This window comes from Acinetobacter sp. SWAC5 (assembly GCF_003419885.1).
In the GTDB taxonomy this organism is placed as follows: domain Bacteria; phylum Pseudomonadota; class Gammaproteobacteria; order Pseudomonadales; family Moraxellaceae; genus Acinetobacter; species Acinetobacter cumulans.
Genome location: NZ_QUWR01000024.1, coordinates 19,803 through 41,479 on the forward strand (window position 1 = coordinate 19,803; position 21,677 = coordinate 41,479).

Annotated in this window: 19 protein-coding genes; 9 read left to right on the forward strand and 10 right to left on the reverse strand. The window is 39.5% G+C overall.

What is annotated here, in order from left to right:
* Positions 1-11: 11 nt before the first annotated feature.
* On the reverse strand, positions 12-1,160 hold the full coding sequence (gene dnaN / locus DYI81_RS15095; RefSeq protein ID WP_106986187.1) for a DNA polymerase III subunit beta: 1,149 nt from the start codon (positions 1,158-1,160) through the stop codon (positions 12-14).
* A 112-nt stretch (positions 1,161-1,272) separates the two neighbouring features.
* Positions 1,273-2,652 (reverse strand): chromosomal replication initiator protein DnaA, encoded by a 1,380-nt coding sequence (gene dnaA, locus DYI81_RS15100; RefSeq protein ID WP_117007991.1) that lies wholly within the window; start codon positions 2,650-2,652, stop codon positions 1,273-1,275.
* 660 nt (positions 2,653-3,312) lie between these two features.
* Between dnaA and rpmH the strand changes: the two genes are divergently transcribed.
* From rpmH to DYI81_RS15140, 8 genes are all read left to right on the forward strand, one after another.
* On the forward strand, positions 3,313-3,447 hold the full coding sequence (gene rpmH / locus DYI81_RS15105) for a 50S ribosomal protein L34 (RefSeq protein ID WP_000831329.1): 135 nt from the start codon (positions 3,313-3,315) through the stop codon (positions 3,445-3,447).
* Positions 3,448-3,477: 30 nt separating this feature from the next.
* A complete protein-coding gene (gene rnpA, locus DYI81_RS15110; protein WP_106986185.1) occupies positions 3,478-3,873 on the forward strand; it encodes a ribonuclease P protein component in 396 nt (131 codons plus the stop codon).
* 9 nt (positions 3,874-3,882) lie between these two features.
* Positions 3,883-4,203: a membrane protein insertion efficiency factor YidD gene (yidD, locus tag DYI81_RS15115; protein ID WP_106986184.1), complete on the forward strand. Its 321-nt coding sequence runs from the start codon at positions 3,883-3,885 to the stop codon at positions 4,201-4,203.
* A 5-nt stretch (positions 4,204-4,208) separates the two neighbouring features.
* Entirely contained in the window at positions 4,209-5,975 is a 1,767-nt protein-coding gene (gene yidC / locus DYI81_RS15120; protein ID WP_106986183.1) for a membrane protein insertase YidC, read from the forward strand.
* A 93-nt stretch (positions 5,976-6,068) separates the two neighbouring features.
* Entirely contained in the window at positions 6,069-7,424 is a 1,356-nt protein-coding gene (mnmE, locus tag DYI81_RS15125) for a tRNA uridine-5-carboxymethylaminomethyl(34) synthesis GTPase MnmE (protein WP_106986182.1), read from the forward strand.
* Between the two features lie 205 nt (positions 7,425-7,629).
* Entirely contained in the window at positions 7,630-8,865 is a 1,236-nt protein-coding gene (locus DYI81_RS15130; RefSeq protein ID WP_117007992.1) for a tyrosine-type recombinase/integrase, read from the forward strand.
* A 472-nt stretch (positions 8,866-9,337) separates the two neighbouring features.
* The gene (locus DYI81_RS15135) at positions 9,338-9,571 is read left to right on the forward strand and encodes an AlpA family transcriptional regulator (RefSeq protein ID WP_117007993.1); all 234 of its coding nucleotides are present in this window, start codon (positions 9,338-9,340) and stop codon (positions 9,569-9,571) included.
* 111 nt (positions 9,572-9,682) lie between these two features.
* On the forward strand, positions 9,683-12,118 hold the full coding sequence (locus DYI81_RS15140; protein ID WP_117007994.1) for a DUF3987 domain-containing protein: 2,436 nt from the start codon (positions 9,683-9,685) through the stop codon (positions 12,116-12,118).
* A gap of 494 nt (positions 12,119-12,612) precedes the next feature.
* On the opposite strand, the gene DYI81_RS15145 is transcribed toward DYI81_RS15140, so the two are convergent.
* The 3 genes from DYI81_RS15145 to DYI81_RS15155 all read right to left on the reverse strand — a co-directional run bounded on the left by DYI81_RS15145 (position 12,613) and on the right by DYI81_RS15155 (position 15,364).
* Positions 12,613-13,254, reverse strand: coding sequence for a hypothetical protein (locus DYI81_RS15145; protein WP_117007995.1), 642 nt, complete (start codon positions 13,252-13,254; stop codon positions 12,613-12,615).
* Between the two features lie 537 nt (positions 13,255-13,791).
* Positions 13,792-14,976, reverse strand: coding sequence for an MFS transporter (locus DYI81_RS15150; protein ID WP_117007996.1), 1,185 nt, complete (start codon positions 14,974-14,976; stop codon positions 13,792-13,794).
* Between the two features lie 121 nt (positions 14,977-15,097).
* On the reverse strand, positions 15,098-15,364 hold the full coding sequence (locus tag DYI81_RS15155) for a metal/formaldehyde-sensitive transcriptional repressor (RefSeq protein WP_106986180.1): 267 nt from the start codon (positions 15,362-15,364) through the stop codon (positions 15,098-15,100).
* Positions 15,365-15,598: 234 nt separating this feature from the next.
* Between DYI81_RS15155 and DYI81_RS15160 the strand changes: the two genes are divergently transcribed.
* A complete protein-coding gene (locus DYI81_RS15160) occupies positions 15,599-16,300 on the forward strand; it encodes a DsbC family protein (protein ID WP_106986179.1) in 702 nt (233 codons plus the stop codon).
* Positions 16,301-16,379: 79 nt separating this feature from the next.
* On the opposite strand, the gene DYI81_RS15165 is transcribed toward DYI81_RS15160, so the two are convergent.
* The 5 genes from DYI81_RS15165 to DYI81_RS15185 all read right to left on the reverse strand — a co-directional run bounded on the left by DYI81_RS15165 (position 16,380) and on the right by DYI81_RS15185 (position 21,566).
* Entirely contained in the window at positions 16,380-16,637 is a 258-nt protein-coding gene (locus DYI81_RS15165) for a GlsB/YeaQ/YmgE family stress response membrane protein (RefSeq protein ID WP_106986178.1), read from the reverse strand.
* Positions 16,638-16,815: 178 nt separating this feature from the next.
* A complete protein-coding gene (hpt, locus tag DYI81_RS15170) occupies positions 16,816-17,343 on the reverse strand; it encodes a hypoxanthine phosphoribosyltransferase (RefSeq protein WP_117007997.1) in 528 nt (175 codons plus the stop codon).
* Positions 17,344-17,558: 215 nt separating this feature from the next.
* Entirely contained in the window at positions 17,559-18,875 is a 1,317-nt protein-coding gene (gene guaD, locus DYI81_RS15175) for a guanine deaminase (RefSeq protein WP_117007998.1), read from the reverse strand.
* A gap of 212 nt (positions 18,876-19,087) precedes the next feature.
* Positions 19,088-20,053: a TerC family protein gene (locus tag DYI81_RS15180; RefSeq protein ID WP_117007999.1), complete on the reverse strand. Its 966-nt coding sequence runs from the start codon at positions 20,051-20,053 to the stop codon at positions 19,088-19,090.
* Between the two features lie 331 nt (positions 20,054-20,384).
* Entirely contained in the window at positions 20,385-21,566 is a 1,182-nt protein-coding gene (locus DYI81_RS15185) for a sugar transporter (RefSeq protein ID WP_117008000.1), read from the reverse strand.
* Between the last annotated feature and the right edge of the window lie 111 nt (positions 21,567-21,677).

The following is a 21,677-nucleotide window of genomic DNA, read 5'->3' on the forward strand; positions in this document are numbered from 1 at the left end:
TAAAAAATCAATTAAACGCGCATTGGCATCACAACATAAGTTTGATCTTGATGTAGTGGATCTTGTACCAATACCGACTGATTCGCCTCAGTCATGGTCATCAATACATCATCACCATCCAGCACACTCAATACATCCAACAAATACTGTGCATTGAACGACATTTCCATCGATGCATCTGAATATTGAATCGCTAAGTCTTCAACAGCTTCGTCTTGCTCTGGGTTATTCGCACGCAATTGCAATGAATCTTCATTAAAATGCAAGAATACACCACGCAGTTTTTCGTTACTTAAAATCGCAACACGTTGCAATGATTGCTTAAATACATCATGTGCAATACGTACATTTTTGTCGCCACCACGTGGAATCACACGGCGATAATCTGGGAATTTACCATCAATCAATTTGGTCGTGAAACGCACCATAATGTCATGTTGTTCTTTGTCGCGGCTTGGGATACGAATCGTCACATTTAACAATTCACGACCAATTAACAAAGCCAATTGCTCATCTTCAACGCTCAACAAACGTTGTAACTCACCTACTGCTTTACGCGGTGCAATCGCTTGTACCAACTGTGACGCATTAGAAACAGCAGTCGTTTCACACAATGCTAAACGGTGACCATCTGTCGTCACTGCACGCAATTGATTTTGATCAATTTCCAACAATGTACCCGTTAAATAAAAACGAACATCCTGCACCGCCATAGCAAATGCGGTTTTTTCAAATAAACGTTTTAATTCACGCTGTGTAACTGTAACTTCTGTCCCTTGCGTATTTTCTGTAGTCAACAATGGATAATCTTCTGCAGGTAAAGTACCCAGCACAAAGCGACTATTTCCAGACTTTAAAATACAACGTTGATCTTCTGTGATTTGTAAATCAACTAATGCTGCAGATGGCAAAGATTTACAGATATCTACCAACTTACGTGCAGGAACAGTGGTCTCACCTGCTTGTAAGCATGCACCCTCAGATAAAGTGGTTGATGCCACAAGTTCAACTTCAAGATCTGACCCAGTAATGGTCAGAGCTTGCTCAGTCACCTGAATTTTTAGGTTTGATAAAATGTTGAGGGTATGGCGACGTTCAACCGCTCCTACGACATGTGATAGAACATTCAGTAAGCTTTCTTTCGCGATTTTTAAACGCACGATGCATTCCTCTAAAAACTGAAGATTAAGAACAAATAAAATTAATTTTTTAGCAGTGTACTATGCGGCAGATAAGGTCGCATTGCAAGAATAGAATTTAACCAAAAACACCTTAACTTTGAAGCAAGCGAAGAAGGTTTTTATAGTCTTCATTAAAGATTGGATCTTCCTCACGCAGGCTTTGAACTTTTTCACACGCATGCATCACAGTACTGTGATCACGCCCACCAAAAGCCATACCAATTTCAGGGAAACTATCCCCTGTTAACTCACGTGCAAGCCCCATTGCAAGCTGACGAGGTCGCGCATAAATACGTGTGCGTTTTGGACCGACTAACTCTTTTAATGGGATTCGGAAGTATTCACTCACCACGCGCTGAATATTTTCAGTGCTGATAGTTCGTGCGCGAATGGCCAAAACATCTTTTAAGGATTCACGCACAACATCTAAATCAATTGGCGTCCCTTTAAAACGTGAAATCGCAACGACTTTATTTAAAGCGCCTTCCAATTCACGAACATTGGCTACAACTTGTTGTGCAATAAACAAAGCACAATTTCGTGGTAATTCCACATCATTGCTTTCGGCTTTTTTTAACAAAATTTCAATTCGAGTTTCAATATCTGGAGGTTCCACACCCACAGACAAGCCCCAAGAAAAACGTGACACTAAACGTGGATCGAGTTCAGTAAGCTCTTTAGGATAACGATCCGACGTTAGAATAATTTGTTTTGACTCATCCAATAACGCATTAAAAGTGTAAAAGAATTCCACCAAACTGGCTTCTTTACCTGCAAGCAAATGAATATCATCGACCAACAGTAAATCCAATGAACGACAATTCTTTTTAAACTCTTCAACTTTGCCTTGTTGTAATGAGCTCACAAAATCTTGCACAAAACTTTCAGCTGTCATGTACATGACCCGCGCATTCGGTTTTGCTTGTAATAGGGCATTACCCACAGCTTGCATTAAGTGTGTTTTACCCAAACCCGTCGGGCCATATAAAAATAATGGATTGTGCTGAGATTCACCCAATTGCGTTAACACTTTACGACAAGTTTCTGCTGCCATTTGGTTCGAACGACCTTCGACAAATAAAGAGAAACTAAATAAAGGGTTTAATTGACGCTTACGAATCTGTTTTGCACTACTGTCTTCACGTTCTTTTTTAGGTTTCGCAATCGGTGCAGGACTAGGTGTTAAAGCTGCTGTTGTTGTCGCAGGTTGCTCACTGGCAGATAAAATAGCCCCAGGACGAGAATCGACTTGAATTTCAACTTTACGTACCCGACCTTCAGACAACTGCTCCGCTAAAATAGTAATGAGCTCAAGATGATGTTCTTGAATATAACGCGTCCAATACGGATTGGGCGCATATAAGCGCAATGTGTCTTCTGACTCTTCAGCCACCAACGGACGGATCCACATCGTAAAGACATTTCCCGAAAGCTCTTGTCGCAAGCGATTTAAGCAGTCTGTCCAAAGCATGTGAAACCCCTATTCATTCCATTGTGCCAATAAAAAAATATGCTAGCCCGCAAAGCGGGTCGCCATTCTAACCAAGTTATCCACATCTGTCATGAACAATTCAGCAGAAATTAATCAAATAAGCCATTTTTAGATCATAAATTTAAATTTAAACCGTGTGTGGATAAGTTTATCCGCAAGCTGTGGATAAAATATAACATAAAGTTATCCACAATGTATCAAAAAAATAAAAACATAGTTATTCACAATTTAAACATTTGTTTTTTATATTTTAAAATACGATTTCCACAGAAAAACTCAACACTAATAATAATAAATTTAAATTTATAAATTTGAATTTATTTATAGAAACTCGATTTTCTGGGGATAACTAAGATTGCGATTTAAATTCAAATTTAAAACTAAGTTGGAATTTAAATTTAAATCTTATTGTGGATAACTTTGTGGTTAAAGTTGTTAATATCTTATTTTATCATAATAAACAATGATTTATCCTGTGTGTAAACCGATATTCGATAAAACAACACATTTTTATTTTGATCACTTTTATTGTCTTAACTTAATTTGTTTTTAAAAGAAAGTTGGTTTTTAATTGACAGCTCAAGCAATGAGCACTAAAATCGCGAACCTTCATAGAAAGATCATTTTTGGAGTTTCGATATGAAACGTACTTTCCAGCCTTCTGAACTAAAACGTAAACGCGTTCATGGCTTCCGTGCTCGTATGGCTACTAAAGCTGGTCGTCAAGTATTAGCTCGTCGCCGTGCAAAAGGCCGTCATAGCTTAACTGTTTAATCTGTTAAAGCTATACACGACTTGGGTGTTATGACAACACTTTATGGGTTTAGCACAGATGTTCGCATACACTGTGCTGACGACTATAAAAGTGTGTTCGATGGTGCGCTTTTTAAAGTGCATCAGCCCCATTTCTTATTTCTTGCGAAAATTTCCGAACAGCCTAAAAGCCGTTTGGGTATTGTTGTTGCTAAGAAAAAAGTACGTCGTGCACATGAAAGAAATCGAGTAAAACGTCTGGCTCGCGAAAGCTTTCGCTTGCATCAGCAGCAATTAGATGTATTGGATATTGTGGTGATGCCTAAAGTAGGTATAGAAGCAGTCCCAAATGCAGAATTGCATCAGCAATTACAATTTGCTTGGCAAAAGCTTCAACGTATTGCCAAAAAGCATTCAAAAACAGCTCCCTCCTCACAGAAAAAGTAGAGACAACCAATGGTACGTCTACTGCATTGGTTCATTCGTTTCTATCAAATAGTGATTAGTCCCTTACTTGGGCCTCGTTGTCGCTATATTCCAACCTGTTCTCAGTATTCTTTGGAAGCAATCCATCGGCATGGTGCTGTGCGTGGTGTCTGGCTGTCTGTTCATCGTATTTGTCGCTGTCATCCTTGGGGTGGCTCAGGGTATGACCCAGTGCCAGCCAAAGCAGTTCGTTTTATTTCATTTCAGCAAATAGATTCTCAAACGCGTCACGTTGCTGTACCCTTTCGTGATCGTTTATTGAACCAAAAACACTCTAACCACTTGGGGTAATAGATATGCAACAATGGGCCAGGATTGCCATTCTAGGAGCCATGTTTGTTGTCGCTTATTTGCTTATTTTGGCTTGGCAAAAAGACTACGGTCATGCAGAAGTTAAAGCACAGCCAACCGCTGCTGCTGTTTCGCATGAAGTCTCTGCCGATTTGCCAAATGCTCAAACAGCGGCGTCAGCGACCACTGATGTGCCACAAGCAAATGTGCCAGCACAACAAACAGCAGATGCAACAGCACCAGTAAGCCAACAGCTTATTTCTGTAAAAACTGACCTTTATCATCTTTGGATTAATCCAAAGGGTGGTGATATTGTTCGTGTTGAATTACTCAACCATGACAAGAATAAAGACAGTGACCAACCTTTTGTAATGCTCGAAAGTGATGCAAAACGTACGTATGTAGCACAATCAGGCTTAATTGGTCTAAACGGTCCCGACAGTAGCCGTGCAGGTCGACCATCTTATGAGATTGAAAAATCAGCATATACTTTAGCTGATGCAAAAGCGTCTAAAGATAAAGATGGTAAAGCGGTCAAAGTCCTTACTGTACCAATGGTGTATAAAACTGCAGATGGCATTGAAATTATCAAGTCATTTACGTTCACTCAAGGTGATTACCCGATTATTGTGAATCACAAAGTGGTGAACCGCAGTGCACAAAATTGGCAAGGTCAAATGTTTGGTCAAATCAAACGTGATAATTCAGAAGATCCAGGTAAATCGGATCAAGGGATTTTCACTTTGGGCACCTTCCTTGGCGGCGCATGGGGTACACCGGATGAGCATTACAACAAGCTAAAATTTGCTAACTTCAATGAAGAAAAGTTGAATGTTGAAGCAAAAGGCGGTTGGGTTGCTGTGGTACAACATTATTTTGTAAGTGCATGGATTCCGGGCGAGCTTAAATTAACGCAAGCCAATGGTCAGCCTTATGCAGCGAAGTTGGAATCACGTAAATCAACAGATGACATGAACATCATTGGTTTTACTTCGCCAACAATTAACGTTCCTGCGGGTACGGTTGCTGAATTAGATGCAACATTCTACTCAGGACCAAAAATTCAGTCTGAATTAAAAGATTTAGCTGTTGGTTTAAACCAAACTGTAGATTATGGTTGGTTGTGGCCAATTGCGAAGCTTTTATTCTTAGGCTTACAGTTCTTCCACGGTTTAGTGGGCAACTGGGGTTGGTCAATTATTTTATTGACGATTCTAGTGAAATTAATTCTTTGGCCGTTGTCGTCGAAGAGCTATCGCTCTATGGCGAAAATGCGTGTGATTGCGCCTGAAATGCAACGTATGAAAGAAGAGTTCGGTGAAGACCGTATGCGCTTCTCTCAAGAAATGATGGCTTTGTACAAGCGTGAGCAAGTTAACCCTCTTTCTGGGTGCTTACCATTGTTATTACAAATGCCAATTTTCCTTGCGTTGTATTGGGTATTGATGGAGTCAGTTGAACTTCGTCATGCACCATGGTTAGGTTGGATTCAAGATTTATCTGCAATGGACCCTTGGTTTATCCTGCCATTGTTGATGGGCTTGACGATGTTTATCCAGCAAAGTTTGAACCCACAGCCTGCAGATCCTATGCAAGCTAAAGTGTTCAAAATCATGCCAATCATCTTTACGGTATTTATGTTGTTCTTCCCTGCAGGCCTCGTGCTGTACTGGATCTGTAACAACAGTATTACGATCTTGCAACAAGGCCTGATTAATAAAGGCGTTGAAAAAGACCGTTTAAAACGTGAAGGCGCAGATTCAGCAAACTAAGCAGTGCTGATGGGCTGAATAAATCCGCTTAAGATGGTAATCTTAGGCGGATTTTTCTTTGCTTGTAATTTGAGAATTTTTTAGGTGAATGTTATGCAAAACCGAACCACAATTGCTGCCATTGCAACCCCGCCCGGTCGTGGTGGTGTCGGTGTAATTCGCCTATCTGGGCCAAAATCGTATGCAATTACAGAGGCGCTGTGCCAATCTGAATTGCCTAAAGCACGTTATGCAGGCTTTCGTAAGTTCTTAGATGTTCACGGCGAAATTATGGATGAGGGCTTGGTGATTTGCTTCCCAAATCCGCATTCATTTACAGGTGAAGACGTTGTTGAATTGCAAGGTCATGGTGGACCTGTTATTCAAAATGCACTCCTTGCACGCTTACTAGAGCTCGGTGCGGTAGCTGCCAAAGCGGGTGAGTTTTCAATGCGTGCCTTTGAAAATGGCAAAATGGACTTGGTACAAGCAGAAGCCATTGCCGATTTGATTGATGCTACCTCACAAGCTGCAGCACGTTCGGCCGTACGTTCTTTGCAAGGTGCATTTTCAACTAAAGTGAATGCGGTGTTAGAAAATCTAATTCACTTACGTTTGCATGTAGAAGCGGCCATTGATTTTCCAGAAGAAGAAATTGACTTTTTGGCTGATGGTAAAATTTTAGGTTTATTGGATGGGGTGAGTGCTTCTGTCAGCGCTGTGCAACAATCAGCACGCCAAGGACAGTTGCTCCGTGAAGGCCTACAAGTGGTGATTGCGGGTAAACCCAATGCTGGTAAATCATCTTTACTCAATGCTCTAGCAGGTGTTGAACGTGCAATTGTGACCGATATTGCGGGCACGACACGTGATGTTTTACATGAAAAAATCACGCTGAATGGTTTACCTATTACGCTAACAGATACTGCAGGTCTGCGTGAAACGGGTGATGTGGTTGAAAAAGAAGGCATCCGCCGTGCGATTAAGGAAATTGAGCAGGCGGATTTATTGCTTTTGGTTTATGACTTAAGTCAGGGTGAAGATCCACTACAATTAGCGCAAGATTATTTTGCAGAACACATTGAGCCTAAGCGCTTAATGTTGATTGGGAATAAATGTGATTTAACTGCAACAACGTCAGCATTGAGCGATTATCAAGGCTTTCGCCATATTACGGTGTCTGCGAAGCAAGAAACAGGCGTTCAAGCACTGATAGATGCTGTTACAGCGCATGCAGGCTTCCAACCAGAAGAAGATACCTTTATTGCACGAACACGCCATTTGGACGCAATGAAGCGCACTCAGCACTATCTTGCAGAGGCACGTGAGCAATTAGTGGTTTACCACGCAGGTGAATTGGTCGCAGAGTCGCTTCGCCTTGCACAAAATGCACTCGGTGAAATTACCGGTGATTTTAGTGCTGATGACTTATTGGGCAAGATCTTTGGATCGTTTTGTATTGGAAAGTAATTTCAATTTAAGCTAATGTTCCAATAAGTTCCAATAAGTTTTAACTTTAATTAAATAGCATTAAGTTTTAATAACTTAGTGCTTTTTTTATGCCTTAATATTGTTCCTATATGTTCTATTAGTTCATCTAGTGCTATGATTTTTTTAGTCACCTAATAGTTACGTGACAATAGAATCTTATTTTTATATTTGAGTGACTAGAATAATGCCAAAGACAAACGGCTTGTTTTTCTCAACAGATCGAGAAATACAAAACCTTAAAGCACAAGAAAAAAGATACTCAGTTAAAGACAAGCTGAATAACGGATTATTCATTGAGGTTAAGGAATCGGGAGTAAAGTCTTGGCACTATCGTTATTCACTGGATGGCAAACAAGAACGGCTTGTTTTAGGTCGTTATCCTGATCTATCTCTTAAAGATGCCCGACAGTTACGTGATGAATCGGCTTCAATGGTAGCGAAAGGGTTTTCACCTAAAAAGGAAAAGAACAAACCACAAGGGATATTGTTTAAAGACTATGGCGAAAGCTATTTAAAAGAGGTCATTTCTAAAGAACGTAAAAATCCGTACAACATGGTTTTATGTTTAAACAATGATATTTACCCGATGGTAGGTCACATTGCATTAGATAAGATCAGTGTTGATGATGTACGTCGTGTGATATGGCGCAAGAAAGAGCAAGGCTATGATGCCGCAGCGAATCAAGTCAGAGGCTTATTAAAGCGTATGTTTGACTATGCAATGACGCTTGGATTAGTCCCATACAACCCAGTGTTAGCTATCCCAACACGACATATTTATAAAGCCGTACCTAGAAACAGATATTTAAGTATTAGTGAAATCCGCATTTACTACACTACCCTTTTAAACTCACGTATTTACCGTCCACGTAAATTAGGCTTATTACTGTCATTACTTACTTTAGTGCGTAAATCAGAGCTACTGAGGGCGAAATGGGAGCATATCGACTTTGAACAACGTTTATGGCTAATCCCTGAAACAAAGGCGGATAGTGCAACTGGTCATAGCCGTGAAATGGTTGTTTATATGTCTGATCAAGTTATAGAGATATTTAAGGAATTGAAGACCATTGCAGGCAATGAGCCTTATGTATTTGTTGGGCGCAAGAGTGGTACGCATATCAGTCATAACGCTTTTAATACGGCGCAAAAGTCGGCATTAAAATTAACAGAAATACCTGATTTCACTGTGCATGATTTACGCCGTACAGCGAGTACACATCTAAATGAGCAAGGCTTTAATAGTGATGCAATTGAGGCTTGTTTAAATCACACCATGAAAGGCGTTAGAGGTGTCTACAATAAGGCTAAGTATGAGAAAGAACGTATAGAGATGATGAAAAAATGGAGTGAATATATTTTTAATATTATCTATGAAAGTAACCTCGTGTTTTTTAATGAAGCTAGAAAAATCAAATAGATGTAGTTGGTATTTAACCTATTGCAATTATAATTGCAATTAATACAGTAACTTAGATTAAATATTTTTTAATTTTAATGTTGCAAAAGAGAAAAATGTCCCACATGATGCACTTAGTTCATTGGGTTCTATAGAAATCAATGAACAATAAAAAAAGGTTAAGCACTTCGACATACTTAACCCTCTTTATGAAACTCGTAGCTTTAGGAATCTTCTACCTTCCCTATTGCTGAATGCTTTAAAACGCCCTTGAAAGGCACAAAACTAAGGAATCTTAGAAATGTAAACGATTTAAAACTGATTTTTATAGTATAACCGTGTGTACGGATTTGCAACTAGAATTGCAAATATTAATTGTTACTCGAATTGAGTGACTAGCACTCTTATATTTATTAATCAGCTATTTATCTAAAAATTACATTTCATTTCTTATTTTGTGTCTAGGCATATCCTATTTGGGAGCTTAGATATTATGAATATCTTAAATGAGCAAACCGCTCAAAATCTACGTTTAATCCGCCGTAAAGAAGTACAAGCCAAAACAGGCTTTGGAGCTTCATCTATCTATGCAGAAATGGCAAAAGGCAATTTCCCTAAGCCAATTCAAATATCTGAACGCCGTGTCGCTTGGCTTGAATCAGAGATTGATTTATGGATTTCAGAGCGTATAGCAAGCCGTACCTCTATCGAAAAGATGGAGGGCTAATTCTCATGAAACAGGTTTTATTGGATTTAGCTTTAGGGCTGATTTATGGGACAATTTTTATTCTTATCATTCTAGGGATTCATCGCCTAGTTACGTTATGGGGGTGAATAAATGACTACCCCTTTAATAGATCGAAACGAAATGGAATACATGCTTGATTTTCTTGGTCAATGTGAAAGTTTTACATTCCAGACTTTGGCTGATCATGCAGACCACAAAGATAAAACGCTTGTAAAAACTGTCAGTGGAACTTTAGCCCAATGCTATAGCCTACTGGCACGTAATAATGAGCAAGGTGCAGGAGTATTTGTTACGGTTAATCAAACCGATGGCAAAGGGCGTAAAACAGAAAATATTATTCGTGTACGTGCGCTATTTGTTGATTTTGATACGGTCAATATGGAGCGTGTTGGTGATTTAGTTAACCTAGATTTGCCACCCAATATGGTTATTGAGTCATCTAAAGGTAAGCATCATGCTTATTGGGTATTAGATAAAAATAGCAATATTCCCCTTGATCAATTCACAGCATTACAAAAGAGATTGATTGCGTATTTCTTGGATGATGGTGTGGATAAGGGGATACATGATTTACCAAGAATTATGCGCCTTGCAGGGTTTAAACATCAAAAAGGTGAAGCATTTATCACTAGAGTCGCTCATGTGGATAAAAGACATTACACGGCTGAGGAAGTGATTAATTTTGTACAGTCATTGCCAGTTCAAGAAATTGAAGAAAAAGAAAAGCCGATTGCACGACAAGCACAACCGACCTTAAACACATTATCAATTATACCTCTTAGTTTTGAGCAAGCCAAATCACAAGCAAATGGGCAATGGCATGAGATTTTTAGAAAGTTGGGTTATGTATTGCCAACCAATCAAAATGAACATGCGCCGTGTCCGATGTGTGGGGGTAAAGATCGTTTTAGATTTGATAATCAAGGCGGTAATGGTACGTTTATTTGTGGTCAAGGTGCAGAGTGTGAAACCATAGGCGGTGATGGCTTTGATTTACTTGTACATGGTGGTATGGATAAAGCCCAAGCACTACAGGCGGTAAATGATGTACTTGCCTCTATGGGGCTTATACAGCCATCTAAGGCGAAAGATACCAATACTTGGCAAGCGGTCATTCCTTTATCAAAAAGCATATCAAAAGCTACGCCTTTTCCTATTCAAGATTTGCCGATCATTGTTAGAGAAGCAAGTGAGGCGATTGCTCAATATGTACAAGCCCCTATAGCAATGGCGGTAATGTGTGTACTAGGAACGCTATCGCATTTAGCTCAAGCGGAAGTAAATGCACCAAAGCCAATGGATTTTAACGGACAAGGTGAGCCTTGTAGTTTATTTCTTATTACTGAGGGCGGAAGTGGAAGCCGTAAAAGCTCATGCAAAGATATAGCTGATAGGGTTTTAAAAGATATTCGTAAGATGCAATTGCAGCAGTATGGTGATGATTTGCAAAAATGGAAGCAAAGATCTGTATCTGTAAAGGGTAAGACGAATAGAGAGGCATTTGAACAAGAGAATCCACGACCTCAAGATCCTAATACAATGTTTAATGATATTACCTTTGAATCATTAGCTGGCTTATACATTGATAGAGTCATCCGTGATGGCTCAATTAATACTGATGAAGCTGCTCAATTCTTTGGGGGGCATAGTATGAAAGGCGATACGGCGAATAGTGTATTGGGAGGCTTTACCAAGTTGTTTGATGATGGCTTTGTTCAAAGACAGCGATCCAAGTCAAATGAGAACGGTAGCGGTTCAGCCTATGGCGTTCGTTTAACATTTAACTTGCAAGGACAAAGGGAAATTTTAAACAGTGAGTTAAAAGATCCTATTAAGCGTGAACAAGGCTTTTTACCTCGTTTTCTATTCACTGCACCTGATAGCCTAGCAGGTGAAAGACAACAGAATGCAGTGTTTAGAGAGCAATCCAAACTGATGAATAAAGATCTCCGATTAACCCGATATTGGGAACGGTGCAAGGAATTAGCTAATACTGATGGGATACCTCGTGTTTTGGATGATACAGGCACGATAGATGTGTTTAAACGCCGTGTCATACAGTTTGACACAGAGGCATATCAGATTGATTTAGACTTTTATAATGAGTGTGAATTGAATCAAGCCAAAGGTAAGCCGTATGAATCTATTAAGCCTTTTGCGAGTCGTGCGAGCCAGTTAGCACGGCGTTTGGCTACGGTATTGGCTTATTTTGAGGGAGAACAATATATCACGGCGCATATTATGCAGTCGGCTTGCAGTATGTTACGGCATTCTTTGGCTGAATGGATTAGATATGCTGATTTAGAAACCAATGAAATAACCCATAGCCAACTATTATGGAACTGGTTAGCAAAGCAAAAGGATTCCAAGATCATGCGTTCTAAGTTACAGACTAATGCCCCTATGGTTTTTAGAAAAAATAAAGATGTTTTAAATTTAGCATTACAGGAATTAGAGGACTGTAATTATATAAAAAATATCTTAATTAATGGTAGGCAGTACATAGAAAAAAATCCAACCCTCTAAAAACCTGCTAATTTGCTAAAATCATAGCCAAAGCCTTACTGTATAAGGTTTTGGTTTTAGCAATCCATCTGCTAATGCCTGCTAATTTTGCTAAAGAAACTGCTAATTTTATCAATTTTTAGCAAATAATTAGCAATTTTAGCAACGATTAGCAAACCGTTTGCTAATGTGAAAGTCTTTATCTATAAGGCTTGGAGCGTAAAATTAGCAAATTAGCACCATTTCTAAAGAAAAATAAAATTTAATGCCTTATTATTTTTAAACTAAGATAAAAAATATATAAATAATATATTTCCTGTTCTTAGTTAGTTTCTCTTGAAAGCACTTAGTCAATTTATCTCATAATCATTAATCTAGGTGTTTCGATTATTTATAGTGAATGAATTGTTATACTTTTCGCACGCATTTAAAAAACCCTACATAAGCAGGGTTTAGATTCAAAGCTAAGATTGTTAATAAGTTTTAAAAAAATCGCAATTTATTAGATTCTTTTATTAAAATGTAAAGCGGAAGCCTGCGCGGTAAGTTGTGCCATTCACATCAAGCTCACTTAAGTTGCCTGCATTATAACAAATGCCATTTAAGCATACTTTAGAATCTTGGTTGTACATCCATTTATAACCAAGACCCCCATAGATTGCTACATTTGGAGTAAATTTATAACCCATTTCTAAGCCAACAGGGATAGTTAAATATTCAAGTTCTAGCTCATCACCTGCGTCTTTGCCGTCTACCCATGAGTAGCCAAGTCCAGCAGAACCTGTAATATAAACATCTTTGTGTTCATAAAACTTATATATAGCGCCAGCAGAAAATTCTTTGAATTTTAATTCATCTTTTTGTTGCTCATACTTAGCAAACAGGCCAAAATTATTATCTAAAGAGTAGATGCCACCTAACTCCCAGCCCTTTAAACGAAGTTTGACATCGTCCTCATCAAGCATACCCCCAACATATCCTGCGTTAATAGAAATCTTGCTTAAGTATGAAGCTGATTGAGATGCAGGCGCATAGCTGTTTTGTACAGTTTGCTCACCAAGTGGAGCTGGTGATCCATACTGGACTAAGAGTGGTTTGTTGGCGAAAGCTAACGATGAAAATATTGATAAAGTTCCAATTACTAATAATTTTTTCATAATAACCCCTTAATAAAGTTGATAAAATACTCAATTTTATGCACAAAGTATATACAGTTTAATAAGTTTTAAGTGTTCTTTCGCATCACTTGTAAATTAACTGAATTAAATAATATGCATAGGGTTCAAATGTGGAGGACCACTTTTTTACTTAGCATAAATCTCTTTAAATTAGGCGCATAAATGATTTGAGTCTAATATTATGTTTTTATATGGTAAAAGATGAAAAATGTATATACGCTAACTAGTACTTATTTGGGGCTATATATTGTGATTTTCTAAGTAATTGGCTATCCATAATAATGATTGGCAATTTATGCTGACACTAGGTAGTCGCTTAATGAGAAAGTTGGCCTATCATTGTTTTTAATAGTCACCTTTTAGTCACTGACTTTAAATTAAATTTATAAATTATTGATATTAATAATTTAAAATATTAATAATACATTCTGTATTGGAAAGTAAGCCAGTTTCCCTCGCTGTTTTAAAAAATAAAAGCCCTCATTGGAGGGCTTTTATTTGAAAGTATGTTTGTGCTTAGTGCTGTAGTGGCGTGGTCATGCTGCGTTGGCAGAACAATAAACTGAGGCACAGGGCACCGACTGAGATACAAAAAACGATAATACCGACGCTAAAGCCAAAATGGTCGGATAGATACCCCACACCAATAATCGGTAGAATTGTGCCTAAATAGCCAATAAACAAATAAGTCGACATCACCGCAGCCCGATTCTCTGTTTGGGTCATGCCATGAATCATGCCAAATGCGCCCAGTAGGCTCAAACCGTGTCCAATTCCAGCACTGAACACACTCATAAAAAACAGTGCGCTCCAGTGAAATGAAACACATAGCGATAACAGAATATAGCCCACGATGAGTGTAGAAAAACCAAATCTCAACGACTTACGTGGTGGCATTTTTTTGGCAGCGTATTGCGACAGTGCTGATACCAATAAAATGCTGGCAAGAGATGTACCACTGACAACTGGGCCATGCCATGGAATAATATCTTTCACAAAAGACGGTGCTAAAGAGGCAAATAAGCTAAAAGATGCGAATGCGCTGAATGCTGTAAAACCTGCGATATAAAACAGGCCATGATATTTTTTTTCTGGCAATTCTAGATGTGGTGCAATTGAAAATGGTTGTTTTTCTGCAGGGACATGCTTCACCGTAAAAAGCCCGATCAAGCACAGAATTGCCCCAATGATGACAGGAAGATAAGGTGTGATGAGTGGCTGAGCAGAAAACTGAGCAATTACACCGCCAATCAATGGCCCAAGTCCAAAACCGATAACGGTAATAATCGAACTCATTTGTGGTGCGTTTTGCTTATAGCTGGTTGGAATGGTGTAAATCAGACCGAGCATCGCTGAAGTACTAATGAGGCCAGAAGCAATACCCACTAAAAAGCGTGCAAAGGATAAAAATAGTGCATCTGGGGCAATGGCAGAGAGTGCTAAGCCAGCAATGACAAAAATCATGCCTGCTTGTAAAGTTTTAAGAAAGCCAAAACTATTGCTGGCGCGGCCTAAAAATAGCAGTGTTGCCAGACAACCAAACATATAAGCCACAAAAATATAGGTGATATGGCTCGGTAGCAAATGCCAAAGTTCCTGATAAATTGGATACAACGGGCTGGCAAGTGCTGTGCCGATGGTACCCATAATCAGGGCAAGGCTAACCATTATAAATGGGCGCCAAGATTGAGAATTTGTCATGAAACAGGTCGCATTTATAGGCTCATTTCTGACTAAAAAATGCAGAACATGAGAAATGGGCGGGTGTTTGCTCAGTGTACTGGCGATCTGTGTCTAGGGTCAATTTATCCTGTGTAAAATCTTAACTATAGCGTTTCAGGAGTTGCATAAACTCAGCCAATTCTTCTTCATTAGTTTCAGTCTGTGTGCCAATTACATGATGGCGTAAATGCGCTTCTATTAATTCATTCATTAAGCCATGTACGGCGCCTTTAATGGCAGCAACTTGTTGCAGTACGCTGATACACTCGGCCTCTGGGTGCTGCAGTGCTTGCTCTACCGCATTCATTTGACCTTGGAGTCGTTTGACACGGTTTAAAAGCTTCTTATCTTGGTGTAAATGGCTCATGTTTGATTCCTTACTCATATACTATAAGGGAGTATATGAGTAATTCTTTCAAATGAACAAGTCTCTGCTTCTTTGGATTTATTTTTATGATGCATATTTTTATTCAAGTTTTGGCTACAGCAGTATGTTCCACGTGAAACGATGTTGCAATTGGGTAAGGATTTGAAAATAAACTTCGAACTAATCAATAAATATCAGTAGAATCTTTAACATAAAAATGACGTGGTGAACGTAATGATCAAAAAGACCTGTGCCTTAATTATTGCGGGTATAATGTCGCAATGGGCGTTGGCAGATGCAGCTTCTGTACAAGCTTTGCTGGTAAAAAACTATCCTGCATTAAATATCGAACAAGTTAAAAAAACTGAAGTGCCTGGAATTTATAGCGGTTATGCTGGAGACACGGTTGTTTATATCACTGAAGATGCAGAATATGTATTGGCAGGTAATATGATTCGTCTTAAGGATCAGGAAAACTTAACCAAATCACTTATGTATCGACCAGGACAAGTGGATTGGAAAGCCCTGCCATTCAAAGATGCAGTTAAAACTGTAAGAGGTACTGGTAAGCGCCAGTTGGCGATCTTTTCTGACCCAAATTGCCCGTATTGCAAACAACTTGAAGTAGAATTGAATAAGCTGAATGATGTCACTATTTACACATTTATTTTGCCTTTAAAGCCACAATCTGTAGCGCCGTCTAAACAAGTGTTTTGTGAAAAAGACCCAGCTTATGCTTGGACTAATTTGATTAGTAAAGGCGTACAACCCACCAGTAGTAAAACGTGTGCAAATCCGATTGAGCGTAATATTCAATTGGCGCGTACTTTGGGTTTAAATGGTACACCTGCTATTATTTTTGCGGATGGTGCGAAAATGTTAGGTGCTTATCCTGCTACAGAGATCGAAGCGCGCTTAAAGCAAATTGGTCAATAAGCTGAATATTTAGCTTGAGCAAACACGATAAAAAATACCCGTGCGAAACGGGTATTTTTTTGCTTCGTCAGTTTGCGTTTTAAGCACTGGATTTTTTGGTGACCATGTTATAAATGAAGAGAATAATGATTGCACCAATGACTGAGGCAATAAAGCCAGCTGCTGAGTTTTCGCCGTAAATACCGAGTAAGCGACCGCCGTACGTGGCGAGTAGTGAGCCCGCAATACCCAATAAAGTCGTCACTATAAAGCCGGCTTTATCTTCGCCTGGATGGATCGCACGGGCAATTAAACCTGCGATAAAACCAACAACAATCGCGACAATGAGTGACCACATAAGTGAGCTCCTTTTCTTATCATGTAATTGTTTTTACATCATGTTTCTATTTCATCTTGAGTTAATTGGTCATCTATAAATAGTTGAATTTAGCTAAAAACTGTTGTTTTTTTGTTCATATTAATTTAAGAAATAAAAAAAAGTGGCCTTCGGCCACTTTTAAATGTCTGGTATAGAATTACAGACCAATTTCACCAATAAATGGAATGTGGCGATATTTTTGGTCATAGTCTAAGCCATAACCCACGATGAACTTATCTTCAACTTCAAAACCTAAAAAGCGGACATCGAGGTCGATTTCACGACGTGAAGGTTTGCTGACTAAAGTACATAATTCAATTGAGTTCGGTCCGCGTGTTTCTAAAATTTCTAACACTTTGCTCAAGGTATTGCCTGAGTCAATAATGTCTTCAACCACAAGTACATCTTTACCACGAATTTCGCCGTCTAAATCTTTTAAAATTTTTACGTCACGTGTTGATACTGTGCCACTGCCATAGCTTGATACGGTCATGAAATCTAATTCATGAACTTTGCTAATTGCACGGCATAAATCTGCCATAAAAATAACAGACCCACGTAACAGGCCCACCAGAACTAATTCTTTATCACTGTTGGCATAGTGTGCATCAATTTGCGCACCTAGTGCTTTAACTTTGGCTTGAATTTCTTCAGTGGAGATCAACACGCTCATTTGAACTGTCATGGGTAGATACCTAAAATACAAAAATAAAAAAGGCGTTGACCAGCAACACCTAAAAATATGCCTTAATTTTAATACAACTTGGATGCCCTTGCATTATTTTTTCTGTTGAAAATGTAAGCAATATGGTTAGGCACATTGATTTTACTCATATTTAATCAGGTCAAAATACTTTGCACGCTGATGAATGCCTAACCATGCTATAAGGAAATGCAAATTTAACAGGTCGAATAAACCCGCTGACCATACACATAGGTTGCGTGAATATTCCGATCATCTCCCATCAGCATAAGCGCAAATAGGGCATCTTCTAAGCTTTTGGCACGTGATTGGCGTAGCTGCTGTAATGCTGTGGCTTTTAAATCCAACACCACAAAATCGGCTTCTTTACCTGTATTAAAGTTACCTAGGGTCTGATCTAAATCTAAAGCTTTTGCACCACCTAATGTTGCATGATACAGCGCTTCGTATGCAGAAAGTTTATTGCCTTGTAGCTGTTGAACTTTATAGGCTTCTTGAATGGTTTGTAGTTGGTTGAAGGAAGTCCCTGCACCAATGTCTGTGCCTAAGCCCACTTTGACCTGTTTTTCCCATGCGGTATGTAAGGGAAATAAACCACTGCCGAGAAATAAGTTAGAGGTTGGGCAAAAAGCGATGGCAGAATCAGTGTCATGCATGCAGTTCCATTCGTCATCTTCTAAGTGCACACAATGTGCAAAGACTGATTTATTGCCAGTTAAACCAAAATGATGATAGACATCTAAATAGCCTTTTTGCGCAGGGAAAAGTGCTTTCACCCATTCAATTTCGCTTTTATTTTCACTCAGATGTGTATGCACATACACATCTGGATATTCTGCTTTAAGCTCCCCTGCCCGTTGCAGTTGCTCAGGACTCGATGTTGGGGCAAAACGTGGTGTAATGGCGTACAGATTACGGCCTTTGCCATGCCATTTTTCAATTAAAGCTTTTGATTCACTATAAGCACGTTCTGGGGTATCACATAAATCATCGGGGGCATGACGGTCCATCATGACCTTACCTGCAATCAAGCGCATTTGATAGTTGCTTGCAGCTTCAAATAAGGCATCAACTGATTCGGGATGTACAGTACAGAACACTAAAGCAGTGGTGGTGCCATTTTTAAGGAGTTCATGCACAAAAAATTCTGCAATGGTTTTAGCATAAGCAGGATCTGAAAATTGTAATTCGGTTGGGAAAGTATAGGTATTTAACCATTCCAAAAGTTGTTCGCCGTAAGCGCCCATCATTTCAGTTTGTGGAAAATGAATATGTGTATCGATAAAACCAGGGACGATCAATTGATCTGGATAATGTTGAACGTCGACTTGTGCAGGTAAGTGTGCCTGCCCGTCTTGCCAAGTGCCAAACCACTGAATTTTGCCATTTTGGCTGATGAGTAGACCATCCTCTACATATCGCACTTGGTCGTGTATATCACGTGCTTGGGCAACTGTATTCTGAATGTCGAGGAAGCGACCACGGATCGCTGTCGTTGCAATTACAGAAGACATTTTAAACCTGTATGTTTGAATTTTTTCAATTGATTGTACCTGAAAAACTCAAGCATACGAGGATTCATCACATAATCTTTAATGCTTCGGTATGGCCTAAATGATTGGCCTATTATTGGTATGGGATTTCAGGCGTATCTTATTTTTTTACTGTGGGTGATGACGAGATAGACATAAAAAAGCCTTCTATGAAAGAAGGCTTTTTGCGCACTTTAGAGGGTCGTTTCGTTGTATTTTTTACTATGACGAATGGACAGCCAAGCGGTAATCGCAAGGGTAATCACAATAAAGCCGAGAGAAATCCAAATCGGCATGTGGAAGACATCAAGCATCAACATTTTGAAACCGATAAACACCAAGATCAGCCCTAAACCATAAGGTAGATAATGCATTTTTGAAGCTGCACCAGACAATAAGAAGAACATGGCACGTAAACCCAAAATAGCCATTAAATTCGCGGTTAATACAATAAACGGGTCTGTGGTGACTGCAAAAATTGCAGGAATAGAATCCACCGCAAAAATCACGTCCGAAGCTTCAACTAAAATAAGCACCAAAAATAAAGGTGTCGCCCAAAGCATGCCATTTTGACGGACAAAGAACTTATCTTCATGCATTTGCGGGGTAATGCGCATGTGCTTGCGTAACCATTTTAAAATGGCCATATCTTCGATATTGGTATCCTCTTCCTCTTGTCCTTTTAAGAACTTGAAGCCGGTATAAACCAAGAACGCACCGAAGATATACAGCACCCAAGAAAACTCTTGTACAAACCACGCACCAATAAAAATAAAGATGGTCCGTAGGACAATTGCACCTAATACGCCGTACAGTAAAAGCTTACGTTGTAATGCGGGTGGAATTGCAAAAGCTGCAAAAATCATCAGCCAGACAAAGACGTTATCGACAGCAAGAGATTTTTCTAACAGATAACCTGCAAAGTATTCCATGACCTTGGTATTTGCCACAGCCACACCTGCGGTTTGTTGTAAGTAGAGCCAGAGTCCGCCACCAAATAGTGTTGCGACTGAGACCCAAGCAATACTCCAATAGGCCGCTGTTTTTACTTTAACTTCTTGGCCTTGGTTATTTTTAAAGCCTAAAAAGTCGATGATAAGCATCACGGTGACTAAACCGAAAAATGCCAAATACAGCCAGAGTGAGCCGATTGTTTCCATGTGTGTATCCTCCACATCTAACAACCGGCCATAAAAAAACCTTGACCTGTTGCCAGATGAATAAAAACATCTGTAACAACATGATCAAGGTCTTGCCTACATTTTAGTATGGACATTTTGTCCTCTAAAATGCTCAGATACCGACTTTTTGCAAAGTGTAATGACGATATTCTGACACCTAAGCATTGATGTAATGATTAGGTTTGGAGGAGGCTACTCCCCTTGTCTTGCATAATTTAGTGATTGAAGCGTGTTCAAATCTGTGGCGATCTTCTCAGATTTTGCTTGAGGAAGCAAACTTTATCTGTGCATTTTTTGTAGGTCTGTTTGCCTAAGTTTGAAAATCTTTGCGCCGTGCGAATACGGTGGCCAGTACTGTGCCTATTACAGCCAAGATGCCACCCATAATACCGATATTACTCAGCCCGAATTGTAGTGAAACGATGCCACCCAGTAAGGCACCTCCCCCGATGCCGACATTGTATAAGCCTGAATAAATTGCCATGGCTACATCCGTTGCATCAGAAGCTAAATTTAAGGTTTGTGACTGTAGTGCCAGACTAAAACCAATAATGCCGATGCCCCAAAATAGGCTTAATGCGCTAAAGCTGATAAAACTAGCAGAAGCAGGAAGCATTAATAGCATAGAAGCAGCCAATGGCAGTGTGAACATCGGAATGCTGACACGTGGATATTTGGCGCCAAATTTACCAAACAGATAAGAGCCGATAAAACCTGCCCCGCCATAGATTAATAAGAGTGCGGTGGTTTCTGTGGAGCTTAACTGCGCTACATTGAGTGCAAAAGGCTCAATATAGCTATAAGCCGTAAACTGCGCTGTAATCACAATCACGGTCAGTGCAAACACCAGCATGAGGCTAGGCCGGTGTATAAATTCTTTTAAGCTACTCAAAGAGCCCGAATTTTGACTTGGGAGCAATGGCAGAGTTTTAGCCAGTGTTAGGCATACGACTGTGGCACCGATAGCAATTAGTGCAAATGTATTACGCCAGCCATAGGCTTCACCCACCATACGCCCAAAAGGAATACCCAGTACCATGGCCAGCGCCGTACCCGTTGCGAGCAGTCCCAATGCCTGAAATGCTTTGCCTTCAGGCGCGACACGAACAGCAAGTGACGCAGTAATTGACCAGAATAATGCATGTGAAAATGCAATGCCGATACGGCTGATCAGTAGTGTATTAAAGCTCCATGCAAAATATGACAGCACATGACTCACAATAAATACACTAAACAGTGCCATGAGTAGAAAGCGCCGTTCAATATTCTTGGTCAGTAGCATTATCGGCAGAGAGATTGGTGCGACCACCCATGCATATAATGTAATCATAATGCCCGTTTCGGTGGCAGGCATATCAAAGCTTTTACCAATATCGCTCAGCAGTGCTACGGGAATAAATTCCGTGGTATTAAAAATGAATGCAGCGAAAGCGAGCGTAATCACGCTGATCCACTGACGGGTAGCAGATGTATCGGAATTGGGGCTAGACATAGTCGGGTATTTGGGGAATTTTCGCCATTCTAGGGTTATGGTGAAGAATTGTTAAGCGCTATTGAATATCTACATCAATATCAATAAAAAATACCAAAGAACAAATCAATG